General features: G+C 67.3%; 23 protein-coding genes. 12 read left to right on the top strand and 11 right to left on the bottom strand.

Annotation, left to right across the window (positions count from 1 at the left end; all coding sequences use genetic code 11):
• Positions 1-74: 74 nt before the first annotated feature.
• Positions 75-704 carry a LysE family translocator gene (locus JHD80_RS15595; protein WP_199088946.1) on the top strand — a complete coding sequence of 210 codons (630 nt, stop codon included), beginning with the start codon at positions 75-77 and terminating at the stop codon, positions 702-704.
• Here the strand turns inward: JHD80_RS15595 and JHD80_RS15590 are convergent.
• A complete protein-coding gene (locus JHD80_RS15590) occupies positions 701-1,456 on the bottom strand; it encodes an SIR2 family NAD-dependent protein deacylase (protein ID WP_199088944.1) in 756 nt (251 codons plus the stop codon). The two genes, JHD80_RS15595 and JHD80_RS15590, sit on opposite strands and share 4 nt — an antisense overlap.
• Positions 1,457-1,562: 106 nt before the next feature.
• On the opposite strand from JHD80_RS15590, the gene JHD80_RS15585 reads away from it, so the two are divergent.
• Positions 1,563-2,747 carry an aminotransferase gene (locus JHD80_RS15585; protein WP_199088942.1) on the top strand — a complete coding sequence of 395 codons (1,185 nt, stop codon included), beginning with the start codon at positions 1,563-1,565 and terminating at the stop codon, positions 2,745-2,747.
• 130 nt (positions 2,748-2,877) lie between these two features.
• Here JHD80_RS15585 and JHD80_RS15580 read toward each other — a convergent pair whose 3' ends face one another.
• The 3 genes from JHD80_RS15580 to JHD80_RS15570 form a co-directional block, all read right to left on the bottom strand.
• Positions 2,878-3,270 carry a hypothetical protein gene (locus tag JHD80_RS15580; RefSeq protein ID WP_199088940.1) on the bottom strand — a complete coding sequence of 131 codons (393 nt, stop codon included), beginning with the start codon at positions 3,268-3,270 and terminating at the stop codon, positions 2,878-2,880.
• A gap of 95 nt (positions 3,271-3,365) precedes the next feature.
• On the bottom strand, positions 3,366-4,895 hold the full coding sequence (locus tag JHD80_RS15575) for a UxaA family hydrolase (RefSeq protein WP_199088938.1): 1,530 nt from the start codon (positions 4,893-4,895) through the stop codon (positions 3,366-3,368).
• A 293-nt stretch (positions 4,896-5,188) separates the two neighbouring features.
• Complete coding sequence (locus JHD80_RS15570) at positions 5,189-5,707, bottom strand: MarR family winged helix-turn-helix transcriptional regulator (protein ID WP_199088936.1); 519 nt, start codon at positions 5,705-5,707, stop codon at positions 5,189-5,191.
• A gap of 89 nt (positions 5,708-5,796) precedes the next feature.
• On the opposite strand from JHD80_RS15570, the gene JHD80_RS15565 reads away from it, so the two are divergent.
• The 6 genes from JHD80_RS15565 (at position 5,797) to JHD80_RS15540 (ending at position 9,259) form a co-directional block, all read left to right on the top strand.
• Positions 5,797-6,297, top strand: a complete 501-nt coding sequence (locus tag JHD80_RS15565) for a DoxX family protein (RefSeq protein ID WP_349237278.1) — start codon at positions 5,797-5,799, stop codon at positions 6,295-6,297.
• Positions 6,290-6,499, top strand: a complete 210-nt coding sequence (locus tag JHD80_RS15560) for a DUF4287 domain-containing protein (RefSeq protein ID WP_199088927.1) — start codon at positions 6,290-6,292, stop codon at positions 6,497-6,499. Before JHD80_RS15565 ends, JHD80_RS15560 begins: the two co-directional genes overlap by 8 nt.
• Before the next feature lie 251 nt (positions 6,500-6,750).
• Complete coding sequence (locus JHD80_RS15555) at positions 6,751-7,470, top strand: L,D-transpeptidase (protein ID WP_199088925.1); 720 nt, start codon at positions 6,751-6,753, stop codon at positions 7,468-7,470.
• A gap of 88 nt (positions 7,471-7,558) precedes the next feature.
• On the top strand, positions 7,559-7,870 hold the full coding sequence (locus JHD80_RS15550; RefSeq protein WP_199088923.1) for a hypothetical protein: 312 nt from the start codon (positions 7,559-7,561) through the stop codon (positions 7,868-7,870).
• Between the two features lie 156 nt (positions 7,871-8,026).
• Entirely contained in the window at positions 8,027-8,707 is a 681-nt protein-coding gene (locus JHD80_RS15545; protein WP_199088921.1) for a L,D-transpeptidase, read from the top strand.
• A gap of 78 nt (positions 8,708-8,785) precedes the next feature.
• The gene (locus JHD80_RS15540; RefSeq protein WP_248311577.1) at positions 8,786-9,259 is read left to right on the top strand and encodes a GNAT family N-acetyltransferase; all 474 of its coding nucleotides are present in this window, start codon (positions 8,786-8,788) and stop codon (positions 9,257-9,259) included.
• Positions 9,260-9,361: 102 nt separating this feature from the next.
• Here the strand turns inward: JHD80_RS15540 and JHD80_RS15535 are convergent, their stop codons facing one another.
• Positions 9,362-9,718 carry a phasin family protein gene (locus JHD80_RS15535; protein ID WP_199088919.1) on the bottom strand — a complete coding sequence of 119 codons (357 nt, stop codon included), beginning with the start codon at positions 9,716-9,718 and terminating at the stop codon, positions 9,362-9,364.
• A 316-nt stretch (positions 9,719-10,034) separates the two neighbouring features.
• Between JHD80_RS15535 and JHD80_RS15530 the strand changes: the two genes are divergently transcribed.
• Complete coding sequence (locus tag JHD80_RS15530; RefSeq protein ID WP_465246525.1) at positions 10,035-11,663, top strand: SPOR domain-containing protein; 1,629 nt, start codon at positions 10,035-10,037, stop codon at positions 11,661-11,663.
• Positions 11,664-11,721: 58 nt separating this feature from the next.
• Here the strand turns inward: JHD80_RS15530 and JHD80_RS15525 are convergent, their stop codons facing one another.
• Both JHD80_RS15525 and JHD80_RS15520 read right to left on the bottom strand, forming a co-directional pair.
• Positions 11,722-12,441, bottom strand: coding sequence for a DnaJ domain-containing protein (locus JHD80_RS15525; protein WP_199088909.1), 720 nt, complete (start codon positions 12,439-12,441; stop codon positions 11,722-11,724).
• Positions 12,438-13,178: a VWA domain-containing protein gene (locus JHD80_RS15520; protein WP_199088902.1), complete on the bottom strand. Its 741-nt coding sequence runs from the start codon at positions 13,176-13,178 to the stop codon at positions 12,438-12,440. The genes JHD80_RS15525 and JHD80_RS15520 overlap by 4 nt, the downstream gene beginning before the upstream one ends.
• Positions 13,179-13,271: 93 nt before the next feature.
• On the opposite strand from JHD80_RS15520, the gene panC reads away from it, so the two are divergent.
• Entirely contained in the window at positions 13,272-14,120 is an 849-nt protein-coding gene (gene panC / locus JHD80_RS15515; protein ID WP_349237277.1) for a pantoate--beta-alanine ligase, read from the top strand.
• 108 nt (positions 14,121-14,228) lie between these two features.
• Here panC and JHD80_RS15510 read toward each other — a convergent pair whose 3' ends face one another.
• Both JHD80_RS15510 and JHD80_RS15505 read right to left on the bottom strand, forming a co-directional pair.
• Positions 14,229-14,666, bottom strand: a complete 438-nt coding sequence (locus tag JHD80_RS15510; protein WP_199088989.1) for a DUF1489 family protein — start codon at positions 14,664-14,666, stop codon at positions 14,229-14,231.
• Between the two features lie 65 nt (positions 14,667-14,731).
• Positions 14,732-15,088 carry a VOC family protein gene (locus tag JHD80_RS15505; RefSeq protein WP_199088900.1) on the bottom strand — a complete coding sequence of 119 codons (357 nt, stop codon included), beginning with the start codon at positions 15,086-15,088 and terminating at the stop codon, positions 14,732-14,734.
• A 34-nt stretch (positions 15,089-15,122) separates the two neighbouring features.
• Between JHD80_RS15505 and JHD80_RS15500 the strand changes: the two genes are divergently transcribed.
• Together JHD80_RS15500 and JHD80_RS15495 are read left to right on the top strand one after the other, a co-directional pair.
• Complete coding sequence (locus JHD80_RS15500) at positions 15,123-15,890, top strand: SDR family oxidoreductase (RefSeq protein ID WP_199088891.1); 768 nt, start codon at positions 15,123-15,125, stop codon at positions 15,888-15,890.
• Positions 15,887-16,735, top strand: coding sequence for an aminoglycoside phosphotransferase family protein (locus JHD80_RS15495; protein ID WP_210339904.1), 849 nt, complete (start codon positions 15,887-15,889; stop codon positions 16,733-16,735). The genes JHD80_RS15500 and JHD80_RS15495 overlap by 4 nt, the downstream gene beginning before the upstream one ends.
• 342 nt (positions 16,736-17,077) lie before the next feature.
• Here the strand turns inward: JHD80_RS15495 and JHD80_RS15490 are convergent, their stop codons facing one another.
• Together JHD80_RS15490 and JHD80_RS15485 are read right to left on the bottom strand one after the other, a co-directional pair.
• A complete protein-coding gene (locus JHD80_RS15490; protein WP_199088889.1) occupies positions 17,078-19,063 on the bottom strand; it encodes an acetyl/propionyl/methylcrotonyl-CoA carboxylase subunit alpha in 1,986 nt (661 codons plus the stop codon).
• Positions 19,064-19,094: 31 nt separating this feature from the next.
• On the bottom strand, positions 19,095-19,468 hold a 374-nt coding region (locus tag JHD80_RS15485), incomplete at its 5' end, for a cation efflux transmembrane domain-containing protein (protein ID WP_349237276.1).

The following is a 19,468-nucleotide window of genomic DNA, read 5'->3' as shown; positions in this document are numbered from 1 at the left end:
CTCTCGGCGGAAGCGCTGGGGCCGGCGCACGGGCCATGGCATGCTGCCTGAACTTCTCCTGACAGGGATTCGCCATGCTCGACCTGCCCACGCTCGCGCTCTTCACCGCCGCGGCGGCGGTCCTCACGGCCACGCCCGGCCCGGACATGCTTTTGATCGCCTCGCGCAGCCTCAGCCAGGGGCGGATGGCGGGCCTCCTCACCTATGCCGGCATCGCGGTCGGCAGCTACCTGCAGGCCTTCGCCGCGGCCTTCGGGCTGTCCCAGCTCTTCATCCTCGTGCCGACGGCCTATGACGTGCTGCGCTGGCTGGGCGCAGCCTATCTCGCCTATCTCGCCTGGACGACGCTGCGCTCGCAGACGCCGCTCTTCGCGCCTGGCCGGGTGCCTGCCGTCCCGCTGCGGCGCATCTTCCTGCAAGGCCTCTGGACCAACCTGCTGAATCCGAAGATGGCTCTGTTCATGCTGGCGCTGCTGCCGCAGTTCCTGAAGCCGGAACTCGGCTCGATCGCGCTTCAGGTCATCGTGCTCGCGACCATCCTGAACGTCATGGGCTTCCTGACGAACGGCATTGTCATCCTGGCGGCAAGCGACATCGGCCAGGCTCTGGCCAGCCGGCCGGCCCTGGTGCGCCTCCCGCAAAGGCTGATGGGCGCGGTGTTCGGCGGCCTGGCGATCAGGCTCGCGCTCGCCTCGCGCGACTAACCCGGCAAGGCGCCGAGCACCGCCCCGCTCTCGGCGCGGATGACGAGATCGGCGATCGCGTCGAGTTCCGTCGGCTCGCGGTTGAGGATCACGAGCTTCGCGCCCTGCCGTTTTGCGATCACCGGCAGCGTCGCCGCCGGATAGACCATGAGCGACGAGCCGACGACGAGGAAGAGGTCACACTCCAGCGCCAGCATCTGCGCCCGCTTCATCGCCTCCTGCGGCATCGCCTGTCCGAAGGAGATCGTCGCGGATTTCACCGGGCCGGCGCAGATCATGCACGCTGGCGGCTCGCCGGTCGCCTCGAAGACGGGCCGGATCGCCGCCAGTTCATGCCGCCAGCCGCAGGTCAGGCACGTCGCATAGGTGCCGTTGCCATGCAGCTCGATCACCTTGTCCGCGGGCACGCCGGAAGCCTGGTGCAACCCGTCGATATTCTGCGTGACGATGGCGGGCGAGCGCCCCTCCGCCACCAGCCGTGCGAGCGCCCGGTGGCCGCTATTGGGCGCCGCGCCGCGATAATGGTCGTCCATCGTGAATTTGCGGCGCCAGGCCTCGATGCGAACCTCGCGGCTCTGGATGAAGGCGTCGTAGGGGATCGGCTTGTTGACCATCCAGGGCGAGCCGGGCGTACGGAAATCCGGCACGCCCGATTCCGTCGAGATGCCGGCGCCGGTGAAACTGACGACGCCGTCCGCCCGGTCGAGCAGTTCCTGCAGCGCCGCGATGGCGTCCTCGGTCTCGTCCTGCATGCGCCCGTCCCATCGCTGGATTGGAAGTCCTCCAGATATGGCGCGGGTTTGCTGCGCTTCCAAGGCGATTGACGCAAACCTCCGCACGCCGCAAATCAGTTGGATCATGCCGACGACCGCCAGCGCCCCCCTGAATCCCGATCTCATCGATACCGGCACGCCGCCGATCCCGGAGGCGCAGGGCTGGGCCCGCGCCTATGGCGGCGCCCGCGGCCCGCTGATCGACCTGTCGCAGGCGGTACCCGGCGCCCCGCCCCCGGCGGCCCTGCTCGATAAGCTCGCCGCCGCCGCGGCCGAGCCCGGCAGCACGCGCTATGGCGGCATCACCGGCGACGCGGCCCTGCGCGAGGCCTATGCCGCCGAGATCTCCCGCATCTACAGTACGGCCTTCAAGCCGGCCGAGGTCGCGATCACCTCCGGCTGCAACCAGGCCTATGTCGTGACGATGATGGCGCTGGCGCGCGCCGGCGACAACGTGCTGCTGCCGACGCCCTGGTACTTCAACCACGAGATGACGCTGACCATGCTCGGCGTCGAAGCCCGGCCGCTGCCCTGCGCGCCGGAGGCCGGCTTCGTGCCGGATGTCGCGACGGCCGAGGCGCTGATCGACGACCGCACCCGCGCCATCGTCCTCGTCACGCCCAACAACCCGACCGGCGCGGTCTATCCGCCGCAGACCATCGCCGCCTTCGCTGCGCTCTGCGCCAGGCGCGGCATCTGGCTGGTGCTGGACGAGACCTATCGGGATTTCCTGCCCGCAGATGTTGCCAGACCGCATGAAGTCTTTGCCACAACGAGCTGGCAGGATTCGGTGATCGACCTCTACAGCTTCTCGAAGGCCTATGCGATTCCGGGCTGGCGCCTCGGCGCGATCACGGCCGGCGAGCCGGCGCTCGCCCAGATCGGCAAGGTGCTCGACTGCGTGCAGATCAGCCCGGTCCGGGCCGGGCAGGCGGCGGTGACCTGGGGCATCGACGGCATCCGCGACTGGCGCGAGCGCAACCGCGCCGAGATCAACGCCCGCGCCGATCTCTTCCGCCAGGCGATGGCGCCGCTCAACGGCTGGCGCGTGCTCTCGGCCGGCGCCTATTTCGCCTATGTCGCCCACCCGTTCGCAGGCGTGAAGGCGGCGGAGGTGGCACGCCGCCTCGTCGAGGATTGCGGCGTGCTTGCCCTGCCCGGCCCCTATTTCGGCCCCGGACAGGAGAACCACCTGCGCATCGCGATCGCCAATGTCGCGGCGGACAGGATCGAAGGGCTGCGCGAGCGGCTGACCGGTTTTTCGCTCTGACCAGCGGCTGGCCTCACCGTCATGCTCGCCCTTGTGGCGAGCATCCACGTCTTGAACACCGCCCGCGCTGAGGGAAGACGTGGATGGTCGGGACAAGCCCGACCATGACGCGAGGACGCATTGATGATTGTCAGCGGAACAGCGCCGCGTAACGGTCGCGATAGGCCCAGACCAGCATCGAGCCCAGCACGACGAGGATGACCGCGACCGGCAGGCCCTGCGGGTTGATCGTGGCGTGAAAGAGCACGATCACCGCCATCACGGGGGCGATCAGCGCGAGGCCGAAGGCCGGCGCGACGTTCGAGATCAGGCTCAGCGCCCCGGTCAAGTTGACCGCCTTGATGAAGGGCCAGAGGAAGCCCGAATCCTGCAGCGCCGTCTCGAACACGACGCCGCGCGGGCTTGTTGGCGGATGGATCAGGTTCACGCCGGTGGCGAGCCACCAGAAGCCGTCGACGGCGCTGATGAGAAAGATCACCCCGAGCAGCACGCGCGGGACGGTGACGAGGAAGAAGGTCTTCATGGAGATCCGAACCGATACAGGAATGGCCCCGGCAGCGCCGGAGCCATCCTTGGTCGCTTCAGTCACACGCCGGGTTCAACCGGCACCGCAAAAAATCACATCGTCGCGCCGATCTGCCAGGGCACGTATTCGGCGTCGCCATAGCCGAGCTCTTCGGACTTCGTCCGCTCGCCCGAAGCGACCTTGAGCAGCTTCTCGAAGATCTCGCGGCCCTTCTGTTCCAGCGAGACGCCGTCGAGCACGTCGCCGCAATTGATGTCCATGTCGTCGATCATCCGCTCGTAGATCGGCGTATTGGTCGCGAGCTTCACCGAGGGCGTCGGCTTGCAGCCATAGGCCGAGCCGCGCCCCGTGGTGAAGGCGAGGATGTTGGCGCCGCCGGCCACCTGCCCCGTCGCCGCGACCGGATCGTAACCGGGCGTGTCCATGTAGACGAAGCCCTTCGCCTTCACCGGCTCGGCATAGTGATAGACCGCCGAGAGCGTCTTGGTGCCGCCCTTGGCCGCCGCGCCCAGCGACTTCTCCAGGATGGTGGTCAAGCCCCCCGCCTTGTTCCCCGGCGAGGGATTGTTGTTCATGTCCATCCGTGCGCGGGCGGTATAGTCCTCCCACCACTTGATGATGCCGACGAGCTTCTCGCCGACTTCGCGGGTGGCGGCGCGTCGCGTCAGCAGATGCTCGGCACCGTAGATCTCCGGCGTCTCGGAGAGGATCGCCGTGCCGCCATGCTCGACGAGGATGTCGACGGCTGCGCCAAGCGCCGGATTGGCGGTGATGCCGGAATAGCCGTCCGAGCCGCCGCATTGCAGCGCCAGCATCAGTTCGGAAGCCGGCACCGTCTCGCGCACCGCCTTGTTGGCGATCGGCAGCATAACCTTCAGCGCCTCGATGCCGGCGGCGACCGCTTTCTTCGTGCCCCCGGTCTCCTGGATCGTCAGCGTGCGGAAGACGTCGCTCTCGGTGACGCCATAAGCTTCCTTCATGCGGCTGATCTGGAAGCCCTCGCAGCCGAGGCCGACGACCAGAACCGCCGCCATGTTGGGGTTGCAGGCATAGCCCCAGGTCGTGCGCTTCAGCACCTCGAAGCTCTCGCCATTATAGTCGATGCCGCAGCCGGTGCCGTGGGTCAGCGCGATCACGCCGTCGACATTGGGATAATCGGCGAGCAGGCCGGAGCGCTTCACCTCCTCGGCCATGAAGCGCGCGGCCGAAGCCGAGCAGTTCACCGAGGTCAGGATGCCGACATAATTGCGCGTGCCGGCCTTGCCATTGGCGCGGCGGAAGCCCTCGAAGGTCGCCTGCTGCTCGACCGGCAGCACGAATTCGGGCTTGGCCTCCTGTGCGAAGGCATAATCGCGGTCGAAGGCATGGAAGCCGGTATTATGCTCGTGCACCCAGTCGCCCGGCACGATGTCGTCGGTCGCGAAACCGATGATCTGGCCGAATTTGCGGATCGGCTGGTCCTTGGCGATCGGCACGATCGCCATCTTGTGCCCGCGCGGAATGCGTTTCAGCGCCTCGACGCCCGCTGCGGTGACGCCGAGATCCACGGGATCGACGGCGACGACGACATTGTCGGCGGCATTGAGCTTGAGCGTGCGGGGCGGCGCGGACTTGTCGAGCATGGCGGGAACCGAAATCTCCGGGCGCCGCGACGGCAGCGCTCAGTCCCTAGAGATGCGCCCATCCGCGCCTGTTTTCAATCGGTTCAAATGAGGAAACGGTCATGCGCCGGCGTGAAGCGCGATAGACTCGAAACGCAACGGCGCCACACGCTCTCGATCGCGACGCTCTCGTCCCCGGTCCTCCGCTTTCAGTCGATCGCGTCGAAGACGTCAGTATTCCCAAAGGCATGAATCCCTGTTTCGGCCGTCTTCGGGAACGCCCGATCGACGGCTCCGGCAACAAGCGAAATGTCTCAGTCTGGCTCGCTTTGGCCCCGCTCCTCCGCGGCTGGTCCGATGATCAGGGCCAGCCGCTCGAGCAGCTTGGCGAGCTGGCTCCTGTCGTTGTCCGATAGGCCAGCGATCAGCTTTCGCTCGACGAGCATGTCCTCGCGAAAAGCGGCCTCGACCAATGCGCGCCCCTGGACGGTCAACTCGACTGGCAGGCTACGCTTGTCGCGGCTGGCTTCCGCTCGGGTGATCAGGCCACGCCCGGCGAGGCGATCCAATCTGGCCGTCAACCCGCCGGACGAGATCATCAGCGAGCGGAAGAGCTCCGTCGGCCGCAACCGGTAAGGCGGCCCCGCCCTCAGCAGCGTCGAGAGAACGTCGAACTCGCCGGTATCGAGGCCGTGCCGGGCGAAGACGGCTTCGATTTCCGGCCTGGCCTGCAGGGTGATCCACCGCATGCGCCCGAGGATGGCCATTCCAGCGGTATCCACGTCGGGCAGCTCCCGATGCCATTGCTCGATGCGGGACGACACGTGATCCATGAAACTCTCTTGACAGCAAGATAAACTGGCGCATTATCTCGACACAAAGATAAATGCTTCCGACGAAAAAACCAGGGAAAGATACGATCTTGCAAACGCTCTCGCCGCAGGGATATCGCCAATCCGGAACGCAAGGGGCCGCACGGTCGGGCATGGGCCCCAAGCTCGTCATGACGGGCTGGGCGATGTCCGGGCTCGTCATCCTGTTTCTCCTGGCCGCCTCGGTGGCCCCCAAGCTCTTCGGTGCGGCGGTCGCGACCGAGACTCTCCGGTCGCTCGGATGGGATCCACGCCATACGCTTCTGATCGGGCTGATCGAATTGGCCTGTGTGATCTTGTACGCGATCCCCAGGACCAGCGTGCTTGGCGCCATCGTCACGACGGGGCTTTTGGGCGGCGCGATCGCGACGCAGTTCAGGGTCGACAGCCCGCTCTTCAGCCACACCTTGTTCGGCCTTTATCTTGGCTTTCTCCTGTGGGGCGGGCTCTGGCTCCGAAGCCCGGCTCTCAGGGCGATCTTCCCTGTTGGTGGCCCGGCGCGCGCATCGATGGATGCCCCTGGAAGCAACGAAGGCCGCGATCATGGTTGATGACGTCGTCAAGGGTCCGGCTTCCTATTTCCCTTCGATCGAGAAGAAATACGGGCGCCCCATCGGGGAATGGCAAGAATTGGTGCGCCGGAAGCTCCCGGCAAAGCATATGGAATTGGTGGCGATGCTGAAGAACGACCACGGAATGGGTCACGGGCATGCCAACGCCGTTGTCGCCTACACACTGGCCAAGGAAAAGTAACGGGAGCCCCCGGTTTCATGAAACACCCAAATCTCGGTGTCCATGAAGCCGGCAGCGGGCCGGCGCGCAAAAGGGGAGCGGCGCCAGCCTGACACGTCCGTTTTCGAACCGAAGCCCGGCGTCCGCTTCTTGGAACATCGCCCGCCTGCCGCGCATCTTAACGATCGATGACAGGCACCCGAACCGAGAGTTCACCCAACAGTAACCATCCAAGCCGATGTATCTCCTCGGACCTGCCTGAGAGATACCCCATGCTGACGCGCCGCTCGTTTACGTTTCCTGCCCTCTCCGTCGCGGCAGCGGGTCTCGCCGGCTGCGGCTCGCGCAGCATCGTCGCGCTGCCCGAGCTCAATACCAGCCCGATCGCCCCGAAGCCGCAGGGCCTCGTCACGCGCACGCTTGCCCGGCCCAACTATGCCGAGATCTATGCCGATTATCCCGGCGAGCGCTTCCCGATCTCGGCCATCGACTATCAGCGCATCGATCCCCGCTTTCTCCGGCAGACCGTGGCGTTTCCGCGGGACGACAAGCCGGGCTCGATCGTCGTGGATCCGGCCGGCTATCACCTCTATTTCATCGAATCGCCGCGCGTCGCGACGCAGTACGGCGTCGGTGTCGGGCGCGAGGGCTTTGGCTGGTCCGGCGCGGCGCGGATCAACATGAAGCGCGACTGGGCCGACTGGGTCCCGCCGCCGGAGATGATCGCGCGCGATCCCGAGATCAGGGCCCAGCTCGAGCAGACGCCGCGCGGGCTCGGCGTACGCGGCGGCTCGAAGAGCCCGCTGGGCGCGCGCACGATGTATCTCTTCGGCGACGGACGGGACCTCGGCTATCGCATCCACGGCACCTTCGAGCCCTATACGGTCGGCACGAATGTTTCGTCGGGCTGCATCCGCATGATCAACCAGGACATCGCGCATCTCTATGCGCGCGTCTCGCTTGGCACGCCCGTGACCGTGCTCCCCGTTTGACCTTCAGCCAGATGAACGGCAGGCAACGGAGCGGTTCATGTTCCGTTGAGGCTCGCTGTGGTCTCATTGACATCGAAAGGAGTTTGCCATGCGCAAGCTGTTGATTTTCGCGACGATTGCAATCGGGAGCGCGCTGGCCGCGCCGGCCATGGCCTCCGAGGCCCTGCCGAAGAGCCTGGCCGAGCGTCTCGACAAGGCACCCGCCGAATATTCCTGGTCGGCCGCTGCCGAGCGGCGCCACATGATCATGGAAGAGACCATGCGCCAGCAGCGCTATGGCCGCGGTTACGGCCCGCCGCGTGGCTATGGTCCGCCGCCCGGCTACGGCCCCGGCCCGGGCTGGGGCCCGCCGCCGCCGCGCTACTACGCCCCGCCCCCGCCGCCTCCCGGCTGGTGGTAATTCCCAGAGCGACGGGCAACCGTCGCTCTTTTTCTGCTATGCAGGCGCGCTTGCCAGCCGGGCCATCTGGCGGCAATCTCCGCCCGGCTAAGACATTCAACGATGCATGCCGGAGCGGGTTCTCGCCGGGCAGCAGGACATGGGAAGTCCAGAATCATGATCATCGATGGTAGGAATGCCGACATCCGTCGGTCGGGCCTTGTCGACCGCCGGTCGTTTCTGGTCGGCTCGGCCGTCAGCCTCGGCGCGCTGGGTCTCGCCGGCTGCGCCGCGACTGACGGCATGAGCCTCGCCGAGGCGCAACAGGTCTACGGGCCCGTGCCGGACAAGAAATTCGCGATTCCCGCGGCCGACATCACGAAGGTCGACCGGAAATACTGGCGCCGCACCGTCCGCTTCGAGAGCAAGGAAGAGCCGGGCACGATCATCGTCGATCCCGCCAACTACTATGTCTATCGCATCGAGGGCGACGGCAACGCGACCCGCTACGGCGCCAATGTCGGCCGCGACGGCTTCCGCTGGAGCGGCGACGCCTATGTCGGGCGCAAGTCGGAATGGGCGACCTGGACGCCGCCGCCGGAAATGATCAAGCGCCAGCCCGAAGCGGCGAAATATGCGCGCGGCATGCCGGGCGGCCTCGACAACCCGCTCGGCGCCCGCACGCTGCACCTCTACCAGAACGGTCGCTACACGCTCTACACGATCTATGCGTCGAGCGACCCGGAGACGATCGGCTCCGGCATCACCAGCGGCTGCGTCGGCCTGCTGAGCCAGGACATGATCGATCTCTACGATCAGACCCCGGTGAAGACGAAGGTCGTCGTCCTCCCGGCCTGAACCGGCGCAGGAACCGAACCTTATCTCCCTGCAAGCCCCGGCCCTCGGCCGGGGTTTTTCATAGGGGTGGGATCATCTATGCCGACCGGCATGACCGAGCTCGTCATTCGCCCCGCGAAACAGGCCGACCTGGCCGCGCTTCAGGGTCTCTATCGCCATCTCATCCCGGAAGAGGCGCCCTGCCCCGATGAGAAGGCCGCCGACATCCTGGACCGGCTGCAGGCCTTCGAAGGCAGCGCCATCCTGGTCGGCCTCCTCGGCGCTGCGCTTGTAGTGAGCTGTACCGTGGTCGTCATCCCCAACCTGACGCGGGGCGGCACGCCCTACGCATTGATCGAGAACGTCGTTACGGACGCCGGCCACCGCAACAAGGGGCTGGGCAAGGCGATCCTGAAGGCGGCGCTCGATCGCGCCTGGGCCGCCGGGTGCTACAAGGCGATGCTCATGACCGGCTCGCAGAAGCCGTCCACGCTAGTCTTCTACGAGGCAGCCGGCTTCGAGCAGTCCAAGACCGGCTTCCAGGCCAGGCGGCTTCCGGCCCGCTCCGAATAGCGCGGCGACCCCGCCCAACGAAAAACCCCGGCCTCGCGGCCGGGGTTCGCAAACGCAACTGAACTCACAAAGCCCTGGCGACCTGTCGGCCGCCGGCCGAAATCACGCCTTCGGGGCGGTCGGGACGGCCGAAGCGGCCTTCGCGACGATGCCTTCGAACGGCTTGTAGGCGTCCTTGGCGAGAGCGGTGTAGAGCTCGCCCATCTTGGTGAGCTGGGCGACGGCGCCCTCGAACGAGGTCTTGATGAAGTCGGCCTGGATCTCCAGGGCCTTGTCGAAGGTCTTCACGCCAGCGAGCTTCTCGAGCGTGGCGGTGCCGGCCTCGAAGGACTTCTTGGCATAGTCGGTGGTCTCGACGGCGATCGCCTGGACACTCTTCGAGGTCGTGCCGAAAGCCTTCAGAGCGGCGTCGACATTGTCCTTGGAAGCCTTCTGGATGGTCTCGAACTGCTGGATCATGGGTCGTCTCCTGGCACTCTGCGGTGCCGCCTTAGGTGATGGGCCGGAAAGGCCCGATACGCTGCCCCAAGGTCGTGTGACCGTGATCACCACCGGGGACTGACTGCATATTGTGCATTGCAACATGAATGTCAAGAGAACGCTGCATTGCACCAAGCGCAGATCGTTCCGTTGGCAACCGTTCAAGTTTTAACGGCTCCGTAACCGCATCCGCCTAACCTCTCCAACTGTGTCCCCTGCGCCACGATGAGCCAGGCGCGGGATCGGCCCATGTTTGTGAGTTCGAGGCGGGTTCATGGTGTTTGGTTGCGTTGGGTTGCGGCGGTCGCGTCTGCGGACCGTTGCGGGTCTGATCGGTGTCGTCGCCATTGCGGCCACGATCGCCTCTTCCCCTGCCGAGGCGCGCAAGCGCCGGCACCATGCCGGTGGCGGCGGCTATACGCCCCCCTATGCGGCGATGGTGGTCGACGCGAAGACCGGCCGCACCTTGCATGCGGTCAACGAGGATGCCGCCCGCATCCCGGCCTCGCTGACCAAGGTCATGACGCTCTACATGCTGTTCGAGCAGATGGAGCGCGGCCGCTTCTCGATGGATTCCGAGCTCAAGGTCTCGTCCTATGCGGCCTCGCAGCCGCCGACCAAGCTCGGCCTGCGCGCCGGCTCGACCATCGCGGTCGAGGACGCGATCAAGAGCATGATCACGCTCTCGGCCAACGACTCCTCGGTCGTCGTCGCCGAGAACATCGCCGGCTCAGAGGAGGCTTTCGCCGACCAGATGACGCGCAAGGCGCGTTCGCTCGGCATGAGCTCGACCCGCTTCTACAATCCGCATGGCCTGCCCCATTCCCCTCCGAACCTGACGACGGCGCGCGATCTCACCATCCTCGCCCGCGCCATCCAGGAGCGCTTCCCGAAATACTATCCGCTGTTCTCGACGCGCGCCTTCCAGTACGGCAGCCGCACCATCCGCGGCCATAACCGCCTGCTCGGCAAGGTCGAAGGCGTCGACGGCATCAAGACCGGCTATACCCGCGCCTCCGGCTTCAACCTGATGACCTCGGCCAAGTCGGAAGGCCGCCACGTCGTCTCCGTCGTGCTCGGTGGCCGCTCCGGCGCCTCTCGTGACAAGATCATGACCGATCTCGTGCTGGCCAGCCTGCCGCGCGCCTCGACCAGCGGCCGCGCCTCGGTGATGATCGCCGAAGCCCCGGAGCCGGAGGAGCGTCCGCGTTCGATCCAGCAGGTCGCCGCGGCCGAGCCCGCGCCGATCCCGGTGCCGCGTCCGCGCCATCAGCAGCAGGCTGAAGAGCAGCCGCTCCCCGCCGCCGCCCGCGCCTATGCCCCGATGCCGACCACCACGCCGATCGCGCCGCCGCGCCCGGTCGCCGTCGCCGGTGGCCAGCCGCTCCAGATCTCCGGCATGCGCCCGGTCACCGCGACGACCACGCCGTCCGCCATGCGCTGGTCGATCGGCGCCCAGCCGGCCGATGCCAAGGTCCTGCGCCCGCCGGCAAATGTCGACGTCACCTCCTCGATCGCCAAGGCGCCCGAGCCCGCCGCCGAGCCGGTGAAGCTCGCCGAGGCCAAGGCCGAGATCCCTGCCGCCCCCGTCGCCCGCAAGGTCGAAGCAGCCCCCCCCAGGATCCAGGCGCCCGAGCCCGCTCCCGCCATGTCGCATCAGGCCGCGGTCGTCGCCTCCGGCAAATGGGTGATCCAGCTCGGCGCCACCGACGACGAGGGCAAGGCCAAGGAAATCCTGGCCCGCGCCAAGGCCAAGGCCTCGACCTCGCTCGCCAGCGCCTCCGCCTTCACCGAGAAGGTCGAGAAGGGCGGCTCCACCCTGTTCCGTGCCCGTTTCGCCGGCTTCGACGATCCGAAGGACGCGCAGAACGCCTGCACCCAATTGAAGCGCGGCGGCTTCTCCTGCTTCGCCACCCGAAGCTGACCAAGGACCCGGGAAAGGAGTTCACGACATGTCGCAGACCCACTCCCCGACCCCTTCGCTAGCGCTGCTTCAGAAGGACGTCCTTGGCCTGGTTGACGCGAGCGGCAAGGCCGCTGGTGCCCCCGGCATCCGGGTGGATGCGCTTCATCAGGGCTCGGTGGGCTTCGCGGATCGCCTCCTCGCCCGCCCCCGGCTGAAGCCCCAGGATATCGTAGGCCTCCTGCTGCGCCATCGCGCCCGCGCCCGGCGCGCCGCGCTGCCCCGCGTCACCATCACGCTGAGCGTCTTCACGCCAGCCGGGCGACCGGCGGTCGAGATATGCCTCTAGAAGCCGGGCCCCGTCCGCATCGCGATTAAGGCAATCGCGCATCAGCGCGGCAAGCTCCGTCAGATCGAGGCTGTCGAGCCCCCGCCCCGCATAGGGGCCGGCGGTGACGCGGCCCGCCATCGCGCCGCTGTCATGGTCGAGCTCCATGTCGAGCAGCGCAGACTTCACCTTCGACGTCGCACCCGGCGTCGGGCCTGAGCGATCGGCCCAGGGGAAGCGGATGCCACCGGGCCCGGTCGCACTCCAGCCGAGCAGCCAGGCACCGAGACCGCCGAGGAAGACGGCCATGTCCATCCGGCCGCGGACCATCAGCAATCCGGCCACACCGAGCGCGGCCACGCCGCCGCCGGTCTTCGCCAATCGCGCCAGCACCTTCGGATTGGCCCCGGCGAAGAGCTTCGCCAGCCACCAGACCAGGATCAGCACGGCAACGCCGTAGAGCAGGCTCACCGGCGGCCTCCGTCCATGGCCGCGATCAGCCCCTTCACGGCCGGGGTCGAGCCCGCCAACCGCAGCATCGCCTCGCGCCCGCCGGCAGCATAGGCCGCAGCGCCCCGCAGGAGATCGAGCAGGGACCCCGGCGCATTAACGTCGAAGCGGGCATGGGCGCCGCCGGTCAATCGCGCGATCGTCGCGAAGGCAGCGCTCGCCGCCGGATCATGCCCCTCCTGGAACACGAAGCCGCGGATGCCGCGCAGGCCGAGCTCCCCGGCCAGCGCCGCGAGCACATCGACATTCTCCTCCATCGCGTCGCCGACATAGACGAAGGCGCGCACCGGCACCGATTTCGCCTCGTCGCGAACATGGCGCAGCACCCGGGCAATCTGGGTCTGGCCGCCCTCGCAGGCGATCTTGCGCATCAGCCCGGTCAGGCGCGCGGGCTCGCCGACCCAACCCGAGGCCCGGCACTCGCCGATGCCCCTGAAATAGACAAGCTGCACCGCAAGCCCACCGCTTTGCGAGGTGACATCGAACATACGGGCCTGCAGCGAGCAGGCGAGATCCCAGGTGGGTTGGCGGCTCATCGTAGCGTCGAGCGCGAACACGAGCCGACCCGCCTGCCCCGTCGCCAAGGGCGCGAGCTGCTTCGCCGCGCCGAGAAAGCGGTCGATCTCGCCGGGCTGCGAATGGGCCGCTGGTGCGGTCGCGCCCGCCTTGCCGACGGCCTGGTCCCTCTTCTCGCTCATCGGCCCCTTCGATCCGCCTGAATCATCTCTCGATCCTGATATTGGCCATGGCGCCGGCATTTGCTACCCGTGCGCCGAACGGAGGGCGCGCCAGTGGCCGGGATCACGGTTTTCGAGACGGTTGCCGCGATGCGCGAGGCCGTGGCCGGCTGGCATGCCGCCGGAGAGAAGGTCGCGCTGGTGCCGACCATGGGCGCACTGCACGAGGGCCATATTGCGCTGGTCAGCGAAGGCCAGCGCCATGCGAAGCGGGTGATCGTGACGATCTTCGTCAACCCGACCCAGTTCGCGCCGCATGAGGATTTCAAGAAATATCCGCGCACCTTCGACGACGACTGCGCCAAGCTCGTCGCGGCGGGCGCCGACGCGGTCTTCTTCCCCTCCGTCGAGGAGATGTATCCCGCCGGCTTCGCCACGCGCGTGCTGCTGCTCGGCCCGGCCGCCGTCGGATTGGAGGACCGTTTCCGCCCGACGCATTTCGAGGGCGTCGCGACGATCTGCTGCAAGCTGTTCACGCAATCGCGGGCCGACTACGCGATCTTCGGCGAGAAGGACTACCAGCAGCTCAAGGTCGTGACCCGCATGGCCGCCGATCTCGACCTCGGCATCAAGATCGTCCCGCTGGCGACGATCCGCGAGGCTGACGGCCTCGCCATGTCCTCGCGCAACCGCTACCTCTCGGCCGAGCACCGGGCGCTCGCGCCCCTGCTTCAACGCGTGATGCAGGATCTCGCCATCCGCATTCGCAACCGCGACGACCTGTTCAAGGCGGTCGCCGATGCGCAAAACGAGATCATCGGCGCCGGCTTCGAGCTCGACTATCTGGAAGCGCGCCATGCCGAGACGCTGGCGCCGGTCACCTCGCTAGCGGACGGCCCGATCCGCCTGATCCTCGCCGCCCGCATCGGCAGCACGCGGCTGCTCGACAATATTCCGGTGTGAACCCCGTCATTCTCGGGCGCAGCGAAGCGAAGACCCGAGAATCTCATGACGAGAAGACACGGGGTTCCGAGATGCTCAGGGCTCAAACCCGAGGATGACGCCGCTCAACTACAGCAACCCCAGCCCCGCCAGCTCGCGCCGCAGCTCCTCCGGCATCTCGCCGACATCGCCGCCATGCTCGGAAAGGTCGCGCGGGGCGTCCTTGCCCTGCAGGTAGCGCCAGCCCTGGAAGGGCCGGAACGGCCGCGGCTCGACCGGCACCACGATCGGCTCCATCACCAGATGGCAGCGGCCGATGCCATCGGCGTCGGTGAAGGGGCGGATATCGGTGAGGCGCTGGCGCGCCGAGATCTGTCCCTTGATCACCCAGTAGAGCGAACCGCCGTCGAGGATTTCCTCGATCTTCTTCGGCACCATGCGCGTGGTGTGCAATTGCTCCGCCGGCTCGCCGCGGGCGCGCCGCTGCGCCTGGCGCTCGGCGATCCAGTCCTCGAGATCGCTGATCGATTCCGCACCGACGCAGAGCTTGAGCAGATGAAGGGACATGGCCACCAAATAAGCCTCGGCGTCACGTCCGGCCAGCCTCCGCAGCGCTTCTCCACAGCCCCGCGTCAGCGAGAATGCGAGAGCACGTTGACGAGCCGCCCGAACGGATCGCGCAGGAAGAAGCGCCGGACACCCCAAGGCTCGTCGGCCGGACCGTATGCGATCGCGAGCCCGGCTGCTTCGACCTTGCGCAGGACATCATCGAGATCGTCGACCTCGATCGAGAGGTCCGGAACCGGGGCGCCCGAACCGCCCTCGCTGGCGAAGCTGAGCTGCGGGCCGGCAGGATCGCCATCGGCCGCACAGGTCTGGATCCAACCGTGATCCATGACGGGGTGCATGCCAAAAATGTCGCCGTAGAAGGGTTTGGCCAGCCCGGGCTCGGCGGTTAGCATGTTCGCCACGATACGCTTCACCGTCATGCTCTTTTCCTCGACAGGCTACGGACGTTCCATCATGCGCGGACTTGCAGGCAAGGTCATTCTCGTCACCGGCTCCTCCACCGGCATCGGCTTCGCGATGGCCGAGCGCCTCGTCGCGGAAGGCGCCAAGGTGCTGATCCACGGCCGCGACGCGGCCGAAGTCGACGCGGCCGTCGCCCAGCTCGGCATGGCAACGGCCGGCGCGACCGGGGACCTCGCCGAGCCCGCGACGGCACAGGCCATCGTCGATGCAACCGTCGCCGCCTTCGGCCGCATCGACGGGCTCGTCAACAATGCCGGCATCTATCCGCGCGGCATCCTCGGCGAAACCACCGCCGCCTTCTTCGACCATATATTCGCGATCAACACCCGCGCGCCATTGCTTTGCGCCGAGACCGCGATCCGCGCCTTCCGCGCCCAGAAATCGCCGGGCGCGATCGTGACGGTCGGCTCGATCAACGCCTATTGCGGGCTCTCGAACCTCACGGTCTATTCGATGTCGAAGGGCGCGTTGATGACGATGACGCGCAACCTCGCCAATACGCTCGGCCCCGAGCGCATCCGCGCCAACCAGCTCAATGTCGGCTGGACCTGGACCGCCAACGAGGACGCGACCCAGCAGCGCGAGGGGCAGAAGCCCGGCTGGCAGAACCACGTTCCGCTGCGCCATGCCCCGACCGGCCGCATCATGCAACCGGAGGAGATCGCCGCCCACACCGCCTTCTGGCTCTCGGATGACAGCGCCCCGGTCTCCGGCCAGATCTACGAGGCCGAGCAGTTCCCGATCATCGGCCGCGGATGAGCGCTGTGCCTGCGCATATCTTCGAGCCCTGGCTGATCCGCTGGGGTCTCGTACCGGATGGCGAGCCGATCAGGACCCATGCCAGCCACCTGCTGCCCGTCCTTCAGGGCGGCGCGCCTGCGATGCTGAAACTGCCCGAGGTCGAGGACGAGCGGCGCGGCTACCTGCCACTTGAATACTGGAGCGGCAACGGCGCCGCCCGCCTGCTCGCCCGCAGCGAGCATGGCGAGGCAATGCTGATCGAACGCGCCACCGGCCGGCGCTCGCTCGCTTCCATGGCCCGCAGCGGCGCCAAAGGTGACGACGAAGCCACTGCCATCCTCTGCGACGCCATCGCAGCGTTGCAGAAGCCGCGCGGCCCTGTCCCCGCCGGGCTGATCCCGCTCGAGATCCGGTTCAGGGATCTGTTTCCGGCGGCTTCCAGGCGTGGTGGCTTGCTCGCCCGCGCCGCGACGGAGGCGAGCGCGCTCTTGCCGACCCAGCGAGACACCCTGCCGCTTCATGCCGACCTGCATCACGACAATGTTCTCGATTTCGAGGGGCGCGGCTGGCTGGCCATCGATCCGAAATCCGTGATCGGCGACCGCGCCTTCGAATACACGATCCTGTTCTGCGATCCCGATCTGGCCGATCCCGAGCCGCCGGTCGCCGTCGCGCCGGGCGCCTTCGAACGCCGGCTGGAGATCGTGCTGGCGAAATCGGGGCTGGAGCGGCAGCGATTGCTACGCTGGATCATCGCCTGGTGCGGGTTGTCGGCGAGCTGGTTCCTCGAAGACGAGGACCCTCTGGCGGAGATCAATCTCGCCATCGCGGAACGGGCGATCGTCGCTTTGGACGCATGCTAGGTTAGGGACCCAATCTGGAGCCCGCAGCGTTTTCTCGGAACCACGGCGTCATCCCGGGGGCTTTGCCCCGGGATCCATCAGAGGGCTCCGGAGCTCTACGATGGATCCCGGATCGGCGCCGCTATCGCGGCTTGTCCGGGATGACGCCGTGGTTCCGAGAAAATCAGCGCGCGCCAGCGGGACGCACCTGCGCCATCATCTCGGGCGAAGCGGAGCGTAAACCCAAGAATCTCCGGACGATACGGCACTGGTTTCCGAGATGCTCGGGTCAAGCCCGAGCATGACGGCAGCGCCCTGAATCAAAGCTTCAACAATCGCTCGCAAGCGACTCCACCGACTCGCCTATTCCCCCAGCACGACCACCTTCGCGCCCTCCGCGACCTGCCCGCCCGGCTCGCCAACGACCTCGCTGACCGTGCCGTCCCGCGGGGCGGTCAAGACGTGCTCCATCTTCATGGCCTCGACGATGGCGAGACGCTGGCCCTTGGTCACGGCCTCACCCGGTGCGACGAACAGCGCGACGAGCTTGCCATGCATCGGCGCCTTGACGACGCCCCCTGAGCCGGCCGCCGCATCGAGATCGACGCCGAACGGATCGAACAGCGAAACCGCCGTCTGCCGGCCGTGATGCAGCGCGAACCAGATGCCGCCCTCGCCCTCGGCCAGCGCGATCTCATGCTCGCCCTCGCCGATCTCATGGCCGGGCAGGCTGACGCGCGCATCGTCCCCATGCCACTCGATCCGCGCCTCGACGCGCTCGCCATCGACCGTCAATGGCAGACCCAGTGGCTGGCGCGGCATCAGCGAGAAGGCGTCGGGGTCGAGCCAGGCCGAACGGGATTCACCTTCCGCCCGGCCCGCCGCCACGATCATGACGGCCGCCTGCCGCTCCTCCTCGAGCTGCAAGGCGGCGGCGGCCACGGCCGCGGCATCGAGCGGCTGCGGCTCGGCGCCGAGCGCGCTGATATTGCGATCGATGAAGCCGGTATCGAACGGGCCGTTCCGGAAGCCCTCCGCCTCGGTCAGCTTCTTCAGGAAGGCAAGATTGGTGCGCGGGCCGGCGACCACCGTTTCGCCCAAAGCCGCACCCAGCCGGTCGAGAGCCTCGTCGCGGGTCGTGCCATGGGCGATCACCTTGGCGATCATCGGATCGTAGAACGGCGTCACCGTATCGCCGGCCTCGACGCCGGTATCGATGCGGATGCCCTCACCCTCCGGGAATTGCAGCGCCCAGAGCTTGCCGGTCGACGGCAGGAAGCCCTTTTCGGGGTCTTCGGCATAGAGACGCGCTTCGACGGCATGGCCGGTGGCCGAAACATCGGCTTGCGTGAAGCCGAGCGGCTCGCCGGCCGCGACCTTCAACTGCAGTTCGACGAGATCGAGCCCGGTGATCGCCTCGGTCACCGGATGCTCGACCTGAAGCCGCGTGTTCATCTCCATGAACCAGAAGCCGTCGGCCTTCAGCCCGTCACGCCCGTCCGCGATGAACTCGACCGTGCCGGCCCCGACATAGCCGACGGCCCTGGCGGCCTCGGTCGCGGCCTTGCCCATGGCGGCGCGAACCTCGGCACTCATACCCGGCGCCGGCGCCTCCTCGATCACCTTCTGGTGCCGGCGCTGGAGCGAGCAGTCGCGCTCGTAGAGATGCACGACATTTCCGTGGCTGTCGCCGAAGACCTGGATTTCGACATGGCGCGGCGAGAGCACGTATTTCTCGACCAGCACGCGCGCATCGCCGAAGGCGTTCTGCCCCTCGCGCTGGGCGCTGGTGAGCGCATCGTCGAAATCCTCGGGCCGGTCGACCTTCTTCATGCCCTTGCCGCCGCCGCCGGCGACCGCCTTGATCAGCACGGGATAGCCGATGCGCCGTGCTTCCGAGCGGAGGAAATCGGCGCCTTGCTCGGCGCCGTGATAGCCGGGCACCACAGGCACGCTCGCTTTCTCGACCAGCGCCTTGGCGGCGTCCTTCAGGCCCATGGCCCGAATGGCGGAGGCCGGCGGGCCGACGAAGACGATGCCGGCCGCAGCGCAAGACTCAGCGAAATCGGCATTTTCCGACAGAAAGCCGTAGCCCGGATGGATACAGGCGGCGCCCGCCTTCTTCGCGACGGCGAGGATCTTGTCCGCATCGAGATAGCTCTCGCGGGCCGGCGCCGGGCCGATCAGATAGGCCTCGTCCGCCATCTGCACGAACAGCGCCTCGGCATCGGCCTCCGAATAGACGGCGATGGTGCGCAGGCCCAGCCGCCGGGCGGTACGGATCACGCGGCAGGCGATCTCGCCGCGATTGGCGATCAGGATGGAGGGCAGCTTGGCGGCGATCGTCATGGCGGCGGCATCCTCAGAAGACGTGCCGCCTTTATAGCCCGCCCGCGGCGTCTGTCTGCGCCTTGTTGCGCAAACCGGATTGGGACGCTTCCGAATTCGCGCTCCGCCGCAGCGAACGCCAGATCGCCCATGTCGCCTGGAAGCAGATGCCGGCAACAACGAGGTCGAACAGATATTCCGGCCAGCGCACCGGCGCGACGCGGGCGGCAAGCCCGACCAGCGCGAAGCCGGTCGTCGAGATCGTGTCGTTGCGGCTCGACAGCCAGGTCGCCTTGATCACCGGGTTCTGCTCGCGCCGGAAGCGCCAGAGCGCGCCAACGACGAGGAAGGCGATCACGATCGCGCTCGCCGCCGCGAAGCCCAGCGTCCAGATTTCGATCGGCCGCGGCCGGACGATCTTGTCCC

Origin of the sequence: Allobosea sp. ASV33 (assembly GCF_016428755.1) — a bacterium.
Classification (GTDB): Bacteria; Pseudomonadota; Alphaproteobacteria; order Rhizobiales; family Beijerinckiaceae; genus Allobosea.
The sequence above is the reverse complement of the archived record's forward strand: the minus strand, read 5'-3'. Positions and strand labels throughout refer to the sequence as shown.